The 15143-nt window shown below is 44.4% G+C and carries 13 protein-coding genes; 8 read left to right on the forward strand and 5 right to left on the reverse strand.

Translation table 11 applies throughout. The features are described from left to right. The first annotated feature begins 70 nt into the window (after positions 1 to 70). From ACOMA8_RS08705 to ACOMA8_RS08735, 7 genes are all read left to right on the forward strand, one after another. The gene (locus tag ACOMA8_RS08705) at positions 71 to 619 is read left to right on the forward strand and encodes a CvpA family protein (RefSeq protein WP_161898234.1); all 549 of its coding nucleotides are present in this window, start codon (positions 71 to 73) and stop codon (positions 617 to 619) included. A 124-nt stretch (positions 620 to 743) separates the two neighbouring features. Next, a complete protein-coding gene (locus ACOMA8_RS08710; protein WP_421370093.1) occupies positions 744 to 3107 on the forward strand; it encodes an endonuclease MutS2 in 2364 nt (787 codons plus the stop codon). Positions 3108 to 3291: 184 nt separating this feature from the next. Further along, positions 3292 to 3606, forward strand: a complete 315-nt coding sequence (trxA, locus tag ACOMA8_RS08715) for a thioredoxin (protein WP_161898232.1) — start codon at positions 3292 to 3294, stop codon at positions 3604 to 3606. A 180-nt stretch (positions 3607 to 3786) separates the two neighbouring features. Continuing rightward, complete coding sequence (gene uvrC, locus ACOMA8_RS08720) at positions 3787 to 5616, forward strand: excinuclease ABC subunit UvrC (RefSeq protein ID WP_421370095.1); 1830 nt, start codon at positions 3787 to 3789, stop codon at positions 5614 to 5616. A gap of 359 nt (positions 5617 to 5975) precedes the next feature. Beyond that, entirely contained in the window at positions 5976 to 6590 is a 615-nt protein-coding gene (locus ACOMA8_RS08725) for a hypothetical protein (protein WP_421370097.1), read from the forward strand. A 384-nt stretch (positions 6591 to 6974) separates the two neighbouring features. After that, positions 6975 to 7874 carry an ABC transporter ATP-binding protein gene (locus ACOMA8_RS08730; RefSeq protein WP_421370099.1) on the forward strand — a complete coding sequence of 300 codons (900 nt, stop codon included), beginning with the start codon at positions 6975 to 6977 and terminating at the stop codon, positions 7872 to 7874. Then, positions 7867 to 9126 carry an ABC transporter permease gene (locus tag ACOMA8_RS08735; protein ID WP_421370101.1) on the forward strand — a complete coding sequence of 420 codons (1260 nt, stop codon included), beginning with the start codon at positions 7867 to 7869 and terminating at the stop codon, positions 9124 to 9126. The genes ACOMA8_RS08730 and ACOMA8_RS08735 overlap by 8 nt, the downstream gene beginning before the upstream one ends. 427 nt (positions 9127 to 9553) lie before the next feature. Here ACOMA8_RS08735 and ACOMA8_RS08740 read toward each other — a convergent pair whose 3' ends face one another. After that, the gene (locus ACOMA8_RS08740; protein WP_421370103.1) at positions 9554 to 10267 is read right to left on the reverse strand and encodes a gamma-glutamyl-gamma-aminobutyrate hydrolase family protein; all 714 of its coding nucleotides are present in this window, start codon (positions 10265 to 10267) and stop codon (positions 9554 to 9556) included. Between the two features lie 41 nt (positions 10268 to 10308). Continuing rightward, positions 10309 to 10683 (reverse strand): lactoylglutathione lyase, encoded by a 375-nt coding sequence (gene gloA, locus ACOMA8_RS08745; RefSeq protein ID WP_421370105.1) that lies wholly within the window; start codon positions 10681 to 10683, stop codon positions 10309 to 10311. 182 nt (positions 10684 to 10865) lie between these two features. Here gloA and ACOMA8_RS08750 point away from each other — a divergent pair, with 182 nt between their 5' ends. Beyond that, positions 10866 to 11312 carry an NUDIX hydrolase gene (locus ACOMA8_RS08750; RefSeq protein WP_161900206.1) on the forward strand — a complete coding sequence of 149 codons (447 nt, stop codon included), beginning with the start codon at positions 10866 to 10868 and terminating at the stop codon, positions 11310 to 11312. 413 nt (positions 11313 to 11725) lie between these two features. Here ACOMA8_RS08750 and yidA read toward each other — a convergent pair whose 3' ends face one another. The 3 genes from yidA to ACOMA8_RS08765 all read right to left on the reverse strand — a co-directional run bounded on the left by yidA (position 11726) and on the right by ACOMA8_RS08765 (position 14932). After that, a complete protein-coding gene (yidA, locus tag ACOMA8_RS08755) occupies positions 11726 to 12538 on the reverse strand; it encodes a sugar-phosphatase (RefSeq protein ID WP_161900205.1) in 813 nt (270 codons plus the stop codon). A 227-nt stretch (positions 12539 to 12765) separates the two neighbouring features. Further along, entirely contained in the window at positions 12766 to 14100 is a 1335-nt protein-coding gene (locus tag ACOMA8_RS08760; RefSeq protein WP_421370237.1) for an HD domain-containing protein, read from the reverse strand. Between the two features lie 7 nt (positions 14101 to 14107). Next, positions 14108 to 14932: a lipoate--protein ligase family protein gene (locus ACOMA8_RS08765; RefSeq protein WP_421370108.1), complete on the reverse strand. Its 825-nt coding sequence runs from the start codon at positions 14930 to 14932 to the stop codon at positions 14108 to 14110. Positions 14933 to 15143: the final 211 nt, after the last annotated feature.

Consider the following 15143-nt stretch of genomic DNA (forward strand, 5'->3'; position numbering starts at 1 on the left):
GACTTATTGAAGGCAGGCGGATAGAAATAGTGTTGGGCAGGCAGTACCTGCAGACAGAAAGGAACGATATATGATCGGGTTAATCATCCTTATTCTCCTAATTGTCGCTTTTTATGTGGGTGGCAGACGAGGAGCGCCGTTGCAGATTTCATATTCTGTCGGTTATCTGATCGCTTTTATAGTTGCATGCAGCAAGTATCAAGGTCTTGCCAAAAAGCTTGAACTTTATATCCCTTATCTTTCAGTGACCCAAGACAGTAAGTTAGTATTTTATACGATGGAACAGGCATTGGATTTGGACAAGTCCTATTATGCTGCTGTTGCTTTTATCATCATTTTATTTGTTGGTTGGCTGATTACGAAGTTTTTAGGCATCTTTTTGTATAATCTGCGCTTCAAGCGGATGACGGAAAATTTTGACTGGCTAATCAGTGGCATACTGAATGTGCTGACCGTCTATCTGGTGATTTTTCTACTACTTTCGGTGTTGTCCATGATTCCATTGGCAACCGTCCAAAATCTTTTCCGCAAGAGCTTTGCGGCCCGCACCATCGTGGAGCATTCGCTTTTCTTTTCTAACTTTTTTGAAGGCTTGTGGTTTACGAATATCTTGAAATAATTGCAGGGCAGACGGTGAGACACGGTCTGCCTTTGATGCATTCTTTGCAAAAATTGCCCGCAGATCGTAGTTTTGCTCAGTTAAAAACACGTTGCGGGAACTATTAAACAGGCAGGTGAACAACGTGAATGAACGTATATTGAATACATTGGAATTTCATGCAGTCAAACAGATGGTAGCCAACTTTTTGGTAACAGAACCGGGCAAAGAAGAGCTGGCCCAGTTACAACCCACCGATGAAGCAGTCACCATTGCCCAGTGGCTGCAAGAGACTTCAGACGGCCTAAAAGTCCAACGGTTGCGAGGGGGAATTCCAATCCCAAAAATTGAAAATATCCGTCCACAAATGAAACGGATTGAAATCGGTGCGGATTTGAACGGCATCGAATTGGCTCAAGTGACACGAGTTTTGACGACCGCCAGTGAGCTGACGCGCTTTTTGGATGATTTAGAAGAAGCGGAAATCGAGTTTGAACGACTGTATGAGTGGCGGGACAAATTAGTCACTTTACCGGAACTGACCAGACAGTTGAAGACCGCCATCGATGAAGACGGGCGGGTGACCGATGATGCTTCACCGGAATTAAAGACAATCCGCAACAGCATTCGCCGCAGTGAACAGACTGTCAGAGAGCAGCTTGACAGCATTATCCGCGGAGGCAATGCCAAATACTTGAGTGATGCGATCGTCACGATGCGAAACGATCGTTACGTGATTCCTGTTAAACAAGAATACCGTGGTGTCTTTGGCGGCGTCGTCCATGATCAAAGTGCTTCTGGACAAACGCTTTTCATCGAGCCTAAACAAATCGTAGAAGCCAATAATCGGCTGCGTTCCCAACAGATTGCCGAACGTCGGGAAATTGAACGGATCTTGGCGGAGCTTTCAGCAGCTTTGGTCCCTTATCGCCGAGATATTTTGCAAAACGCTTATGTGATTGGCCGTTTGGATTTCATCAATGGGAAAGCACGCTTTGGTCAAGATTTAAAAGCAGTGGTGCCAGCTGTCAGTCCAGAAAATCATGTGATTTTCAAACAAGCACGACATCCTTTAATTGATCAGGAAAAAGTCGTTGCCAACGATATTTTAATCGGGCAAGAATATCAAGCAGTAGTAATCACAGGGCCGAATACCGGTGGGAAGACGATCACATTGAAGACGTTGGGACTTTTGCAATTGATGGGTCAAGCCGGCCTGCCTATTCCGGTAGAAGAAGAGAGCCAGATGGGGATTTTTGATGAGATTTTCGCCGATATTGGCGACGAACAGTCTATCGAACAAAGCCTGTCCACTTTTTCTTCACACATGACCAACATTGTCTCGATTTTGAAGAAGGTCGATGCCCATAGTCTGGTGCTGTTTGACGAGTTGGGGGCTGGTACAGATCCACAGGAAGGGGCAGCGCTGGCGATTTCTATCTTAGATGAGCTGGGGGGAAAATCCGCTTATGTCATGGCGACTACCCATTACCCAGAACTGAAAGTCTATGGTTACAATCGTGCCAACACAATCAATGCATCGATGGAATTCGACGTGGATACACTGAGCCCCACCTATCGACTTTTAATTGGTGTTCCCGGGCGGTCCAATGCCTTTGAAATCTCTAAACGCTTAGGCTTAGACGGACATGTAATCGATGCTGCCAAAGCAATTATGGATGGTGAAAGTCAAGACCTGAATGAAATGATCGCAGACCTGGAAAATCGTCGCAAAATGACGGAGACTGAATACTTGGAGCTGCGGCATCACGTCGAAGAAGCCGAAAAACTCCATCGTGATCTACAGCAAGCATATACGTATTTCTTTGAAGAACGAGAAAAAGAAATGACCAAAGCCAAGCGTAAGGCCAATGAGTTAGTGGAAGAAGCCAAAGATGATGCGGAAGCAATTATTTCCGATCTGCGGAAGCTGCAGTTGGCAGGGGGCCAAAACAAGGTCAAAGAGCATGAACTCATCGATGCTAAGAGCCGCTTGAATGATTTACATCAAGAAGAACACCTGCAAAAAAATAAAGTGCTACAAAAGGCCAAGGCCGCTAAAAAACTAAAAGCCGGCGATGAGGTCTTGGTGACTTCTTATGGTCAGCGAGGAGTATTGGTACAAAAAGTCGGCAAGGATCAATGGCAGGTTCAGTTGGGGATTTTGAAGATGACCTTGCCAGAAGCCGACTTGCAATCGGTCACACCGGCTAAAGAACCTGTTCAACGTATGGTTAGCACGGTTCGTTCTGACAATGCGTCTCATGTCTCTACACAATTGGACCTGCGAGGCAAGCGCTATGAAGAAGCGTTGAACGAGGTGGATCAATACCTGGATGCTGCAATCTTAGCTGGCTATCCGCAAGTGACGATTGTGCATGGGAAAGGGACTGGTGCCTTACGACAAGGCATCACCGATTATCTTAAAAACCATCGCAGTGTAAAATCCTTTGAATTTGCTCCAGCTAACCAAGGCGGCAATGGAGCCACCATCGTGAAATTCAAATAGCCTGCGGGGATTTCTTGGGAATCTTACAAATTGTAAGCAGAACAATGTTCATTGAATGAGTTGCGTGCTATAATATTCTCAGTGAACGAGGGAAACCTCAAAATAACAAAATTAAGCAGACTGAGATGCATTTTTCACAAGTTGATTGATGTTTTCAGTGGGCAAAATAACTGGAGGTATAGACATGGCTAAGGCTATTTCTGATGCAACTTTCTCACAAGAAACTGACAACGGATTGGTTTTGATCGACTTTTGGGCAACTTGGTGTGGCCCTTGTCGGATGCAAGCTCCGATTTTGGAACAACTTTCCGGAGAATACAGCGAAGACGAATTGAAGATCGTAAAAATGGATGTGGATGAAAATCCTGAAACACCAAGCCAATTTGGCATCATGTCAATTCCTACCTTGTTGTTGAAAAAAGACGGCGAAGTGGTAGACAAAGTTGTTGGGGTACACACGAAGGAACAATTGCAACAATTGATCCAACCCCACATGTAAAAACAGCGTAAAACATCCAAATGAATTCCTGCCAGCTCGGACTTTTGCAGTAACTGCTTTTTAATAAGCAGTTGCCCAATGGTTCGGGCTGGCACTTTTTCGGTCGCTTTAGTATAGTCAAAACGTAAGCGGCGTCTTTTTTTCGCAGCAAGTTTGGGATCCAACAGGAAGGTGAGGCTTTTGAACGAACGGATCAAAAATAAATTAGCTCTTTTGCCGGATCAGCCAGGCTGTTATCTGATGAAGGATAAAAATGGAACGATTATTTATGTAGGTAAAGCCAAGATTCTGAAAAATCGGGTGCGTTCGTATTTTACCGGCAGTCATGATACCAAGACCGAGCGACTGGTATCTGAGATTGAGGATTTCGAATACATTGTTACCGAATCAAATATTGAAGCACTACTGTTAGAGATCAACCTTATCAAAAAGAATGATCCTAAATACAATATCATGCTCAAAGATGACAAGACCTATCCTTTCATCAAGATTACCAACGAAGATTATCCTCGTCTGCTGATCACTCGGAAGGTCTTAAAAGATAAAGCATTTTACTTTGGGCCTTACCCGGATGTCGGTGCAGCCAATGAGACAAAAAAACTGCTGGATCGATTGTTTCCGCTGCGAAAGTGTAAGGTGTTACCTAAGGAAGTCTGCCTGTATTACCACATGGGCCAATGCCTGGCACCTTGTGTTTTTGACATTCCCAAGCAGACTTATGTGGATATGGTCAAAGAGATCAAGCAGTTTTTAAATGGTGGCCACAGTGAGATCCAGCATGACTTACAAGAAAAAATGACCACTGCTGCTGAAAATATGGAATTTGAAAAAGCCGCGGAATATCGGGATCAGATCAAAGCCATCGAAACTGTCATGACCCGACAAAAGATGACGCAAACTGACTTTATGGATCGAGACGTCTTTGGCTACTCAGTGGACAAAGGCTGGATGTGTGTTCAGGTCTTTTTTGTTCGTCAAGGAAAACTGATTGAACGGGATGTCTCGATCTTTCCTTTCTATAATGACGCTCCCGATGATTTTTTGACTTATATCGGCCAGTTTTATCAAGAAAACGAACACTTTGTTCCTAAAGAAGTGTTGATTCCTGATGATATCGATTCAGAGTCAGTCGAAGCACTGTTGCAAACCAAAGTTTTACAGCCGAAGCGAGGGGAAAAGAAGAAATTAGTCGACCTTGCTGGGAAAAACGCTCGCGTTGCTTTGAGCGAAAAATTCCAGTTGATTGAGCGCAAAGAAGAACGAACAATCGGCGCAGTGCAAAAGCTGGGGGATGCGATGAACATTCCGACACCGATTCGAATCGAAGCCTTCGACAACTCCAACATCCAAGGTTCAGATCCAGTGTCTGCCATGATCGTCTTTATTGACGGTAAGCCAGCCAAAAACGAATACCGCAAATACAAAATCAAAACTGTAGTAGGGCCGGATGACTATGCCTCGATGCGAGAGGTCATCTACCGCCGCTATTCTCGAGTCTTGAAAGAGGGCTTGCCGTTTCCAGATCTGGTGGTGATTGACGGTGGGAAAGGCCAGGTAGATGTAGCACGAGATGTCTTGGAAAATCAGCTGGGATTAGATATTCCCATTGCCGGTTTGGCTAAAAATGACAAGCATAAAACCAGTGAGCTGCTTTTTGGACCAGAGTTGTCTGTAGTACCGTTGGCGCGGAATTCGCCAGAGTTTTTCTTGCTGCAGCGAATCCAAGATGAAGTCCACCGTTTTGCCATCACCTTTCATCGGCAACTCCGCAGTAAAAACAGCTTTTCTTCTAAGCTGGACGGCGTCGAGGGCTTAGGACCTAAGCGTAAAAAGCTTTTGCTGAAGGAATTCAAATCATTGAAGAACATTCAAGCAGCAAGTATTGAAGAAATTCGCCTGTTGGGGATTCCAGAAAAAGTGGCTCAGGCAGTAAAACACGCACTAGGAGATCCCTCACAACCAGAGACACCAGAGACTTCAGAAAAAGCCGATGATGCCTCAATTGATTAAAAATGGCCGGCAGCTTTTTATAGAGTTGCCGGTCTTTGCTTTTGTTAAGTACTAGATAGCCCTGGGGCAGTCTGATCTGAAAGAGACAGCCATTCTTCTGTTTTTTAATTTTTGACGACGATGCTTCGAAAATGCCACCTAATTTAGAGATAGATCATAAAAATTGAAGGACGAGAGCTGCAGGTAAAGAGTGATTAAGGGAAATTTAACCATGGTAAAAACAGTTAAAATTTCGTAGATTAATTTTATTTTAAATGTTTTATAATCGCTGTAAGGCTTGAAAACATTTAAATTTAGATGGAAAGAGCTTATTTGTTTTGTTATAATAAGCGAAAATGCAATTTGAGGGGGATTGATTTGTGGAAGCTTCGACTATCGCGATCATTGCGTGTGTAATTGCACTGACAGCTGTGGCTGTATCGGCATTGAGTCAATACAACAGTCGCAAACAGATCACGCAAATGGGACGTCGTTTATACGAAATGAACAATGAGCAAGAGAAAAAAAAGGGTGAAATTGAGCGGGTGGTGGCGACGTTGCGTCAAGAGGTTGTCAATGAGTGCCGCAATTTGACACAGGAAGAAACATCCCTACTAAAAAAGAACCTTCACGACAGTTTGAAGGAAGAAGGTCTTTTGTTGAACCAGCTTTCTGAAGAACTGATCGCATTGCAAGATAAAACGGCAGCTGAGTTCGATGGTATGCTGACATGGCGCCAAGAGTTGGAAACAACGATGGGGATCCAAGTAGAAAATCAAGGTGTCTTTGTGGATCATGTCCGCACCCAGCTGGATGAGTTTGCCAAACACAGCCGTAGTTTGCCGGATCAACTGGATACCATTGCTGGTAAGCTGGAACAGATTCGCCGGTTAAAACGGGAATTGGCAGAAGTACAGCAGCCGATTCAATTGGATGCTTGGAAGGACGAACATTTTACTGAAGAGGTTGCATCAGTGACTGAAGGCGCCGTCTAAGAGCCAAAAAATGGTAAAAAAGCTAAAATCATTATAAGCTAGTCGATCCTGCAGAGGGTCGGCTTTTTTTGATTTGAGACAGTTTGGTTGGCTGATACGCTTATGCAACAGCTGATTACAATTTCGGCGACGTATCGCAAAGGACAACCTGTGGATTGTAATCAGCTGTTTTTAGGTCAAGGCTGAATTTAACAGTTGATTTCACCAAATGACAAAAAAATTCTTTGTGTTTCTAAAAAAAATTGCAAGAACTCTTTGTATTCTTTCTGGTTTCAGATAGAATAGAAAAAGGAAACGATTGTGAGGTTAACGCAATCTGCTGGTCGCCGGTTACTTAGAGTTTGGTAGGGCTGCGGCAAAATTATGGCAAAGGAGCAATGAAAGATGTTAGAGGTCAAAAACTTAAAGAAGACTTTCGGCGATTACACCGCGGTAGATGATTTGTCTTTTACCATCAATGATGGGACAATCATGGGTCTGATTGGTCAAAATGGCGCCGGGAAAACGACGACTTTTCGACTAATTTTAGACTTTTTGGAAGCTGATCGAGGCGAAGTGTTATGGAATGGACATGCAATCAGCAGCAAAGAATATAACTTAATTGGTTATCTGCCGGAAGAACGAGGGCTGTACCCTAAAGTTTCCATTCAGGATCAGCTGGTTTTCTTTGCAGAACTGCGAGGGAAAAGCCGTAAAGAGATTCTGCCAAAAATTGATGAGTGGATGGATAAATTTCAGGTGAAAGGTAAGAAAACCGATAAAGTAAAATCTTTGTCTAAAGGGAATCAGCAGAAGGTCCAACTGATTGCCACCTTGATCCATGAGCCGAAATTAGTCATTTTGGATGAGCCTTTTAGCGGATTGGATCCGGTCAATGCTGAATTGCTGAAAGACGGAATTATTGAACTGAAAGCCAAAGGATCCTGTGTCATTTTTTCCAGTCACAATATGGACAACGTTGAAAAAATTTGCGACCACCTAATCATGTTGAATAATGGTGTAACGGTGTTGAACGGAAAAGTCCACGATATCCGTGAATCCTTTGGTCGTACCAAATTGTTCTTGGAATCAGGGCTTAGTCAAGACCAATTGGCGAATTTGTCAGGCGTACAGACGGTTGCCACCAGAGAAGACGGCAGCTTGGAAGTCACCTTGTCTGATCCCAATGTCGGTCGCGACATCTTCTCATTGGCTACTGCTGATGGCTATATCCCAATGTTTAATCAGCAGCCGCCTACTCTGGAAGAGATCTTCAAAATGAAAGCAGGTGAGCACCATGAGTAAGTTTTGGGTGATCGCAGGAGATGTGTATAAGAAAAATGTAAAATCCGCTAGTTTTGCTATCTTGATTTTGGCGCCATTTTTATTCGGAGCATTTTTCTGGTTTGTAAATAACATTGCTTCCGGCAGTGATTTAAATCAGATTGGTGTTTATGCGGCAGATGCCGGTGTGGCAGAAGCTTTTACCAAAATGGAGGGGGATGACTACGAATTTGTAGCGGTGGACAGCGAAGAAACGGCTAAAAAGCAGTTGAAAGAGGAAAAACTAGATGCTTATCTGGTCTTGAAGATGTCTGATGAAGCTGTAGAGGGCACCATTTTTTCCGAATCTTCGGTGGGGACTACATTGCAGATGACTGTTCAGCAGATTTTGAACAGCATGCAGCGTAGCGCCCGTTCACAAGCGTTGGGACTGACAGCAGAGCAAGTTGCGCAATTGGACCAGCCGGCAGTCTTTAAAACTCAGAAAGTCAGCTTTGACGAATCTGGGAAGATGGAAGACAAAGACGACCATAGCTCTATTCAAAATATTGTAGCAATGGTGGCAACGATTTTGCTTTTGGTTTTCATCATGACTTACGCAAGCATTATTGCACAAGAAATTGCTTCGGAAAAAGGTACTCGAATCATGGAAGTTATCTTGTCGTCTACCAAAGCGCAAACTCATTACTATGGAAAATTAGCAGGAGTGCTGCTGGTGGCTTTGACCCAGATGGTTATCTATGTAGTGATGGGGATCATTGGTTGGCAAAAATTCAAAGACATGGATGTGGTGAAAGAATTTTTAGGAGAGGCTTCTCTTGAAAAACTCTTCGGTCCATTTTTGATTTTTACGGTGATCTTCGTATTGCTGGGAATCTTGATTTATTCCGTGTTGGCTGCGTTATGCGGCTCTCTGGTCAACAAAGCGGAAGATACTGCCAAAGCCATCGTTCCGGTGACCTACTTGTCTATGGCCGGCTACTTTATCGCTTATCTGATGGGATTGATGGATCCTCATAGCGCCATTTTGCGGGTAACCTCTTATATTCCATTTTTCTCCAGCTTTTCCATGCCGGTGCGACTGGCTTCGGATACGGCCACCGTTTCAAGTGCCGTCGTGTCGGTAGTAATTTTAGCGGTCGTCACACTGGTGATGATGCTGGTTTCTGCGGGGCTGTATAAATCCAATGTGCTGGTTTACAACGACAACGGCTTTTTTGCTTCGTTGAAACAATCTCTTATGTTGTTGAAAAACGACCGCAAAAAGGGCTGATAATAAAAATTGCCTGCTGGGAATGTGACAATAGTTGAGTCACCGTCCTACGAAGCGAACACTACCGAATGTGAGCTCCCAAAAGCCGACGATCTTCCATTAAAATCATTGGAAGATCGTCGGCTTTTCATAGCTAAAAATTTCAGACATAGACTTTCCTTGATTTCATTAAGGAAAGTCAGCCTCATTCACTTCTCTTTACACGTATGGTCATGTTCTCTCCTCGGACGAAGACATCAAGAGGATCACAAATCTTTCTCATCCGGATACTTTTTATTAATTGTGGCTAAACAGCCGCTGTTTAGCCCTTGGAAATTACTTATGTCACAGCCCCAGCAGACGGTTTATTGAGCTTCCCAATATAGAAAATAGTGGGCAACTCCTCAGTACCGGGAATACTTATCCAGAGGGCAGTATCATAAAGAGACTATAGTTGTTGAACGAAAAATTCAAAAATCTGCTGCTCTGTTTCAATCTGTCCACAGGTCAGCTCCGGATGCCATTGGATTCCTAAAATTCGTTGTTCTTTATGTTCCAACCCTTCAACAACCCCATCAGGAGCGGTGGCAATAACAGCAAGCTTTGGTGCTACCGCAGCAATCGTCTGATGGTGAAACGAATTGACTTGATAGTCTTGATCTGTCGGTAAGACGGCAGCTAAGAGGCTGTCTTTAGCAATCGTCACTGGATGCGTTGGTTGATGAAAAGGTGTCGGTACTTGGACGTGTTTCAGGGCTTTTTCCGGGCGCAAAGAAAGGTCTTGATAAAGTGTTCCACCAAAGGCAACATTCAATAGCTGCATTCCGCGACAAACACCAAAGATGGGCTTTTGCTGCGTGACAGCTTCTTTGACCAAGGCTAGTTCAAAAGCGTCCCGCTGCGGATTTGTGCCACCGAGGGTTTGATCCGGCAGCTGCCCATAATGCTTGGGATCAATATCCTGACCACCGGCAAGCAGCAACTTGTCGATACTTGCGATATAGCGGGGAACGTCAGCTAGATCACCGATAGGCAGGATTAACGGAATCCCACCGGCGCGCTTTACGCCAGTGACAAAATTTTTAGGGGTGTAACTGATCCAATGACTGTCGGCATCCACCATAACGGTTTCATTGCCGGCAATGCCGATGATTGGCTTCATGAAAATTCCTCGTTTCTCGTTACCGCAAAGATTTGCGGCACTTATTTTTCACGGATGATTTCGATTTTATAACCGTCGGGATCGACGATGAAATAGTAAGAAGGGGCAGTTCCCGGCAAACCTTTGAGTTCAGTAATTTCAAAACCAGCTGTTTGATGTTTTTCATGAAGAGCTTCCAGGTCACTGACAGCAATGGCGATATGACCGTACCCATTGCCAAGATCATAAGCTTCATGATCGTAATTGTAGGTCAGTTCCAACTCGTAGTTGTCATTTGGTAATGTCAGATAAACCAGCGTAAATTTGTTTTCGGGAAAGTCGCGACGAGAGGTTTCCACAAAATCAAATGCGGATTGATAAAAATTTAGTGAGGCCTCCAGATCTTTGACCCGAACGCAGGTGTGTGCCATTTTCATAGAAGGATCTTCCTTTCTTTTTGAGGCAGCGAGACTGCCGATAGTTTGAAAATAACAGGTCTGGCCTGTCATTATCATCTTAACACAGCAACAAAGCAGTGATAAGAAATCAGCTCTTTGCTTGTACATCGGCGCAGGATTCGGTAAAATTATCAGAAAATGGGGAAATGGGGAGTTTGTGGATGGAAAGACCGGTATTTGGTGAGAAAGTAACAGATAAAAATTATCAGGCCCGTTATGGCGCTTATGTAGTGATTCCGCGGGCTACTGGGGAAATTGTTTTGGTTCAGGCGCCGAATGGGGCGTATTTTTTACCAGGAGGCGAGATTGAAGCAGGCGAGGATCACGAGATGGCCATCCGGCGGGAAATGCTGGAAGAAGTTGGTTTTGAAGTGGTTATCGGTGAATACCTGGGAGAAGCGGTGGAGTATTTTTATTCCCGCCACCGGGACACTTATTTTTATCATCCGGGCTATTTTTATGAAGTCACCTCTTTTAGCCAGGTTGCAGAACCCACCGAGAAAACCAATGTTATCGAGTGGCATGCGCCTGAAAAAGCTCTGATGCTGTTAAAACGCGGCAGCCATCGTTGGGCAGTAGAACAATGGCTGCTGACACGTCACAGTTGATCGAGTATCATACCGGTATGTAATAAAGAGACGGTGACGATCCTTGTGTCAGACTCAGAAAAAGGCACACTACCATACGTCTAAGATTATTCTATGTTTGAAATTTTAACAACTAAAAGCCAGGTTCCTTCCACTGTTTTTACGGAAGGTACCTGGCTTTTACTGTAACTCACGTTTGGTAGTACTCGCTTCGTATGAGGTTAACTAGACGATTGCCACAATTCTTTTTGTGAAAGAGCGGACTTGCTGTCCACTTGTGCAAAACAGCACTCGTCAGTTGCTCTACTAATGAGGATTGTAAAAAGATGAGAGTCGCAAAAAATAGGGTGGTGCTGGTTTATGATAACCGACTTCTTTTAGGCGCGCATGTAACGATTTTTGTCTTCAAAATGGACTATTTATCAAAGCAAGCCTTAAAGAACGTACTGTTCAACGATTAAAGCCACGCCGTCTTCATCGTTGGAAGCAGTGGTGACGTCGGCTGCCTCTTTGACTTCATCGATGGCATTTGCCATGGCGACACCAATTCCAGCGTAATCGATCATGGTCAGATCGTTTTCGTTGTCGCCAATCGCCATTACTTCATCTGCTTTTAAGCCAAGATGATTGGCCAAGTGTGACAAGGCGACACCTTTACTGGCCCCTTGATGCAGGATCTCCAGATAAAAAGGCGCACTTTTTACGACGGTGTAGCGTTCTCTAAACTCAGCTGGCAGTTGCGTAATCGCCGCATCTAATATTTCTGGTTCGTCAATCATCATCATTTTGATGATTGCTACTGGATCGGCCATCATTTCGTCTGCACTACGGTATTTGATGGGCATATGCACCAGAAAAGACTCATAGACAGTGTAAGGACTGATGTCGCGATTAGCAGTGTAGATGGCATCTGTCGAAGACGTGTGTAGATGGACGCCTAGTTTTTGTGCCATGTAATTGATCTCTAAAAAGTCGTCGTTGGTCAGCCCGGCAGAGAAAATCGTGTCTTTTGTGCCGACATTTTGAACCAGCGAGCCGTTATAAGTGATGACATAATCTTGAGCGGTCACTAGCCCCAGCTCAGCTAGTTCCGGTTCGACGCCTGGAAAAGGACGACCGGTGCAAAGAACAATCTTGACGCCTTTTTCTCGGGCAGTCATCAGTGTTTGTTTGACCTTTTCGGTGATTTTTCGCTCTGAATTAACCAGGGTGCCATCGATATCAATGGCAATCATGCGGATTGACATAGTGTAATTCTCCTTTTGCAGTATTGAACACCCGTGGCGCTGTGCAATTTGAAGCCAGTAGCCAGCTGCATTTTATTTAGCGTGAGGAGTAACGGCTTTTCATACTATTAGGCAATAAAAAAGTAAAACTGCTCAGCCGGGCGGGGTGTTCTTGCTTTTTTAGGATACTGAAAGCTGAAAAAACGAGGGACCGCTTAGGCGATTCCTCGTTTTAAATCCTTCGAGTATCAGATCAGGGCGCCGTTATGGATATGGACGGCAAATTCCTGATACGTATCGCTAAATAAATCATAGTTGGCGGAAGCTTTACGGTCAACCATTTCTTTTGGAAAATAAAAACGGTGATCAATGGTTTTCTGACCAGCGATAGCGGCCACCAGCTGGCTGACTTTTGACAACTCTATCAAGGTGCCATCGTTTTGCTGCAGTTCAATCTGGGTACGATGAACGCCAGATTTCGGTCGGTAAAAGTCATAGGGCAGATCATAGCTGGAATTGATAGCCGTGTAATACTGCGGGTCAAAGCCGACTGTTTCAACCAGATGTTTCAATTCAGCAATCAAAGGCAGCTGTGTTTCTTCATCAAAAGCAGCAGATTTCAATGGCTTGCGATTCAGCCAACGTTTCGCTAAATCACTCAAAAGTGGATCTGCTTCATCGGCCCACTGGATGAAATAAGTGGTCAAAACACCGTCGTCCAACTTCAAGTAATCGGCCAAGGTGAACTCTTCTTTTAGAAAAGGGATTAAAAGCTGGGAATGCATCGCAAAGATTTCCGGAGAATCCTGATAAAGCTCGTGTGCGCGATCCAGTAAATGTTCCAGCATAACTTCCATCCCCCGGGAGACTTTGTGGAAATAGACTTGGACATACATTTGGTAGCGACTAACGATGTAATCCTCTACTGCGTGCATCCCACTGTATGAAAATGCGATTCCCCCTTCATACGGCCGAATCACTCGCAAAATACGAGTCAAATCAAAGGTTCCGTATTCGGTACCGGTAAAATACGCATCTCGCAACAGGTAATCCATACGGTCAGCATCAATCTGACTTGAAATCATCTGAACTACTTGCGGATTGGGATATTCATGAGTGATAACACTAGCAACTTTTTCTGGGAAGCCGGCTTCGACTCGATTGAGAATCTGAAAAATTTCTGTTTCCGGTGAAGTGATAATTTCAACGGTGACAGCCTCATGATCTGTGTGGAAAATATGCTCAAAGGTGTGAGAAAAGGGCCCATGTCCTAAATCATGAAGTAAGGCAGCACACAGCGTAACGAGACGCTCACTATCATCCCAGCCGCCAGGGCCGATTTTTTCAACCGAATAATTGCGGACGAAAATATCACAGATTCTTCTGGCAATCTCATAAACTCCTAACGAGTGGGCAAAGCGGGTATGCTCGGCACCATGGAAGGTAAAAGAAGAAGTTCCTAATTGCTTGACTCGGCGCAATCGTTGGAATTCTTTGGCGTTGATCAAATCAAGAATCACCTGATGCTGAACATGGATATAATTGTGGACGGGATCACGAAATACTTTTTCAATGGGGAGCATTTGCTCTTTATAACAGATCACTTTCTGTCAACTCCTTTATTAACTGATTGCGTTGGATCATGCTGTTGATCCGCTGTTGGTACAGCTCAAGGTCGCCATTTTCCAGCAGCCATTGACTGCTGTTTATGATTTGAGCAGCTGGATGAAAGGCAGTACAAAAGCGTTGGGTCGCTTCTTTGATACTAATAGGAGATGCCAAACAGTCGGCCACCGTTGTCATACTGTCTGGGTCTACTGGCGGATAGCCATCGGTTCCAAATGCTTGTTGCAGGCCTTGATGATAGAAGTCTTCAACGATTTGCCCCCGTTGCTGTTGATCACCGTTGACACTCAGATACATCATTACCGCCACACCTTGTTTGATCCGTCGTTGGGCAATGCCGGCGATTTTGCGACCGTTGACGCTGAGATCAAATTCACCTGGACAATAAGAAGTTGTAACTTCACCGGTAGTGAGACTCAGTTCCGGAAAGGCTCGTTGGGTCAAGGCCAGCATTTTTTCGTAGGCTGCAGCAGTGGTTAAGGGGGTGTCTTTCAAAGGGAGAATCAAAGAAATATTGAGTACACCAGCATCGGCAATTACGCCCAGCCCCCCGGAATTTCGGACAACTACGTCCATTCCGGCTTGTTGCAGGGAAGCTAACCCAGCATTTAAATGAGGCACCCGGGTATCTTTCATGCCCAAGATCATCGTGTGTTCCAATTGCCAGAAGTGCAGCAGGGGTTCCTCGTGATTGCCGATATATTCCGTCAGCACGTCCGTGATTGCAAAAGGCAGCAAATTTTGATCTGGCGGGTAAAGCGTTTGATCTAAAATCAGGGGGGTACCCATAAAAAAACTCCTTTAATTGAAGATTTACACCAATATTATAAACGAAAAGCCATAAATAAATAACCTATATGTCCTGAGAAAAAGCGATTGATTGACAAAAAGTAAAAATCCGTTAACAATAAAGAAAAAACGGCGGAGCAGACAAGTGACTTACGGCGATCATGGGCAGAGAAGCTGTCACAAAAATCCGCCTCAAAGAAAAAGCTCTGCA

Origin of the sequence: Enterococcus infantis, assembly GCF_049166715.1 — a bacterium.
GTDB lineage: Bacteria > Bacillota > Bacilli > Lactobacillales > Enterococcaceae > Enterococcus_C > Enterococcus_C leclercqii.

Bases quoted from the DNA above. Each gene is read 5' to 3' on its own strand.
- ACOMA8_RS08765 (WP_421370108.1), bottom strand. From the start codon at position 14,932: ATGGGTACCCCCCTGATTTTAGATCAAACGCTTTACCCGCCAGATCAA.
- ACOMA8_RS08735 (WP_421370101.1), top strand. From the start codon at position 7,867: ATGAGTAAGTTTTGGGTGATCGCAGGAGATGTGTATAAGAAAAATGTA.
- trxA (WP_161898232.1), top strand. From the start codon at position 3,292: ATGGCTAAGGCTATTTCTGATGCAACTTTCTCACAAGAAACTGACAAC.
- yidA (WP_161900205.1), bottom strand. From the start codon at position 12,538: ATGTCAATCCGCATGATTGCCATTGATATCGATGGCACCCTGGTTAAT.
- gloA (WP_421370105.1), bottom strand. From the start codon at position 10,683: ATGAAAATGGCACACACCTGCGTTCGGGTCAAAGATCTGGAGGCCTCA.
- ACOMA8_RS08760 (WP_421370237.1), bottom strand. From the start codon at position 14,100: ATGCTCCCCATTGAAAAAGTATTTCGTGATCCCGTCCACAATTATATC.
- ACOMA8_RS08740 (WP_421370103.1), bottom strand. From the start codon at position 10,267: ATGAAGCCAATCATCGGCATTGCCGGCAATGAAACCGTTATGGTGGAT.
- ACOMA8_RS08705 (WP_161898234.1), top strand. From the start codon at position 71: ATGATCGGGTTAATCATCCTTATTCTCCTAATTGTCGCTTTTTATGTG.
- ACOMA8_RS08730 (WP_421370099.1), top strand. From the start codon at position 6,975: ATGTTAGAGGTCAAAAACTTAAAGAAGACTTTCGGCGATTACACCGCG.
- ACOMA8_RS08750 (WP_161900206.1), top strand. From the start codon at position 10,866: ATGGAAAGACCGGTATTTGGTGAGAAAGTAACAGATAAAAATTATCAG.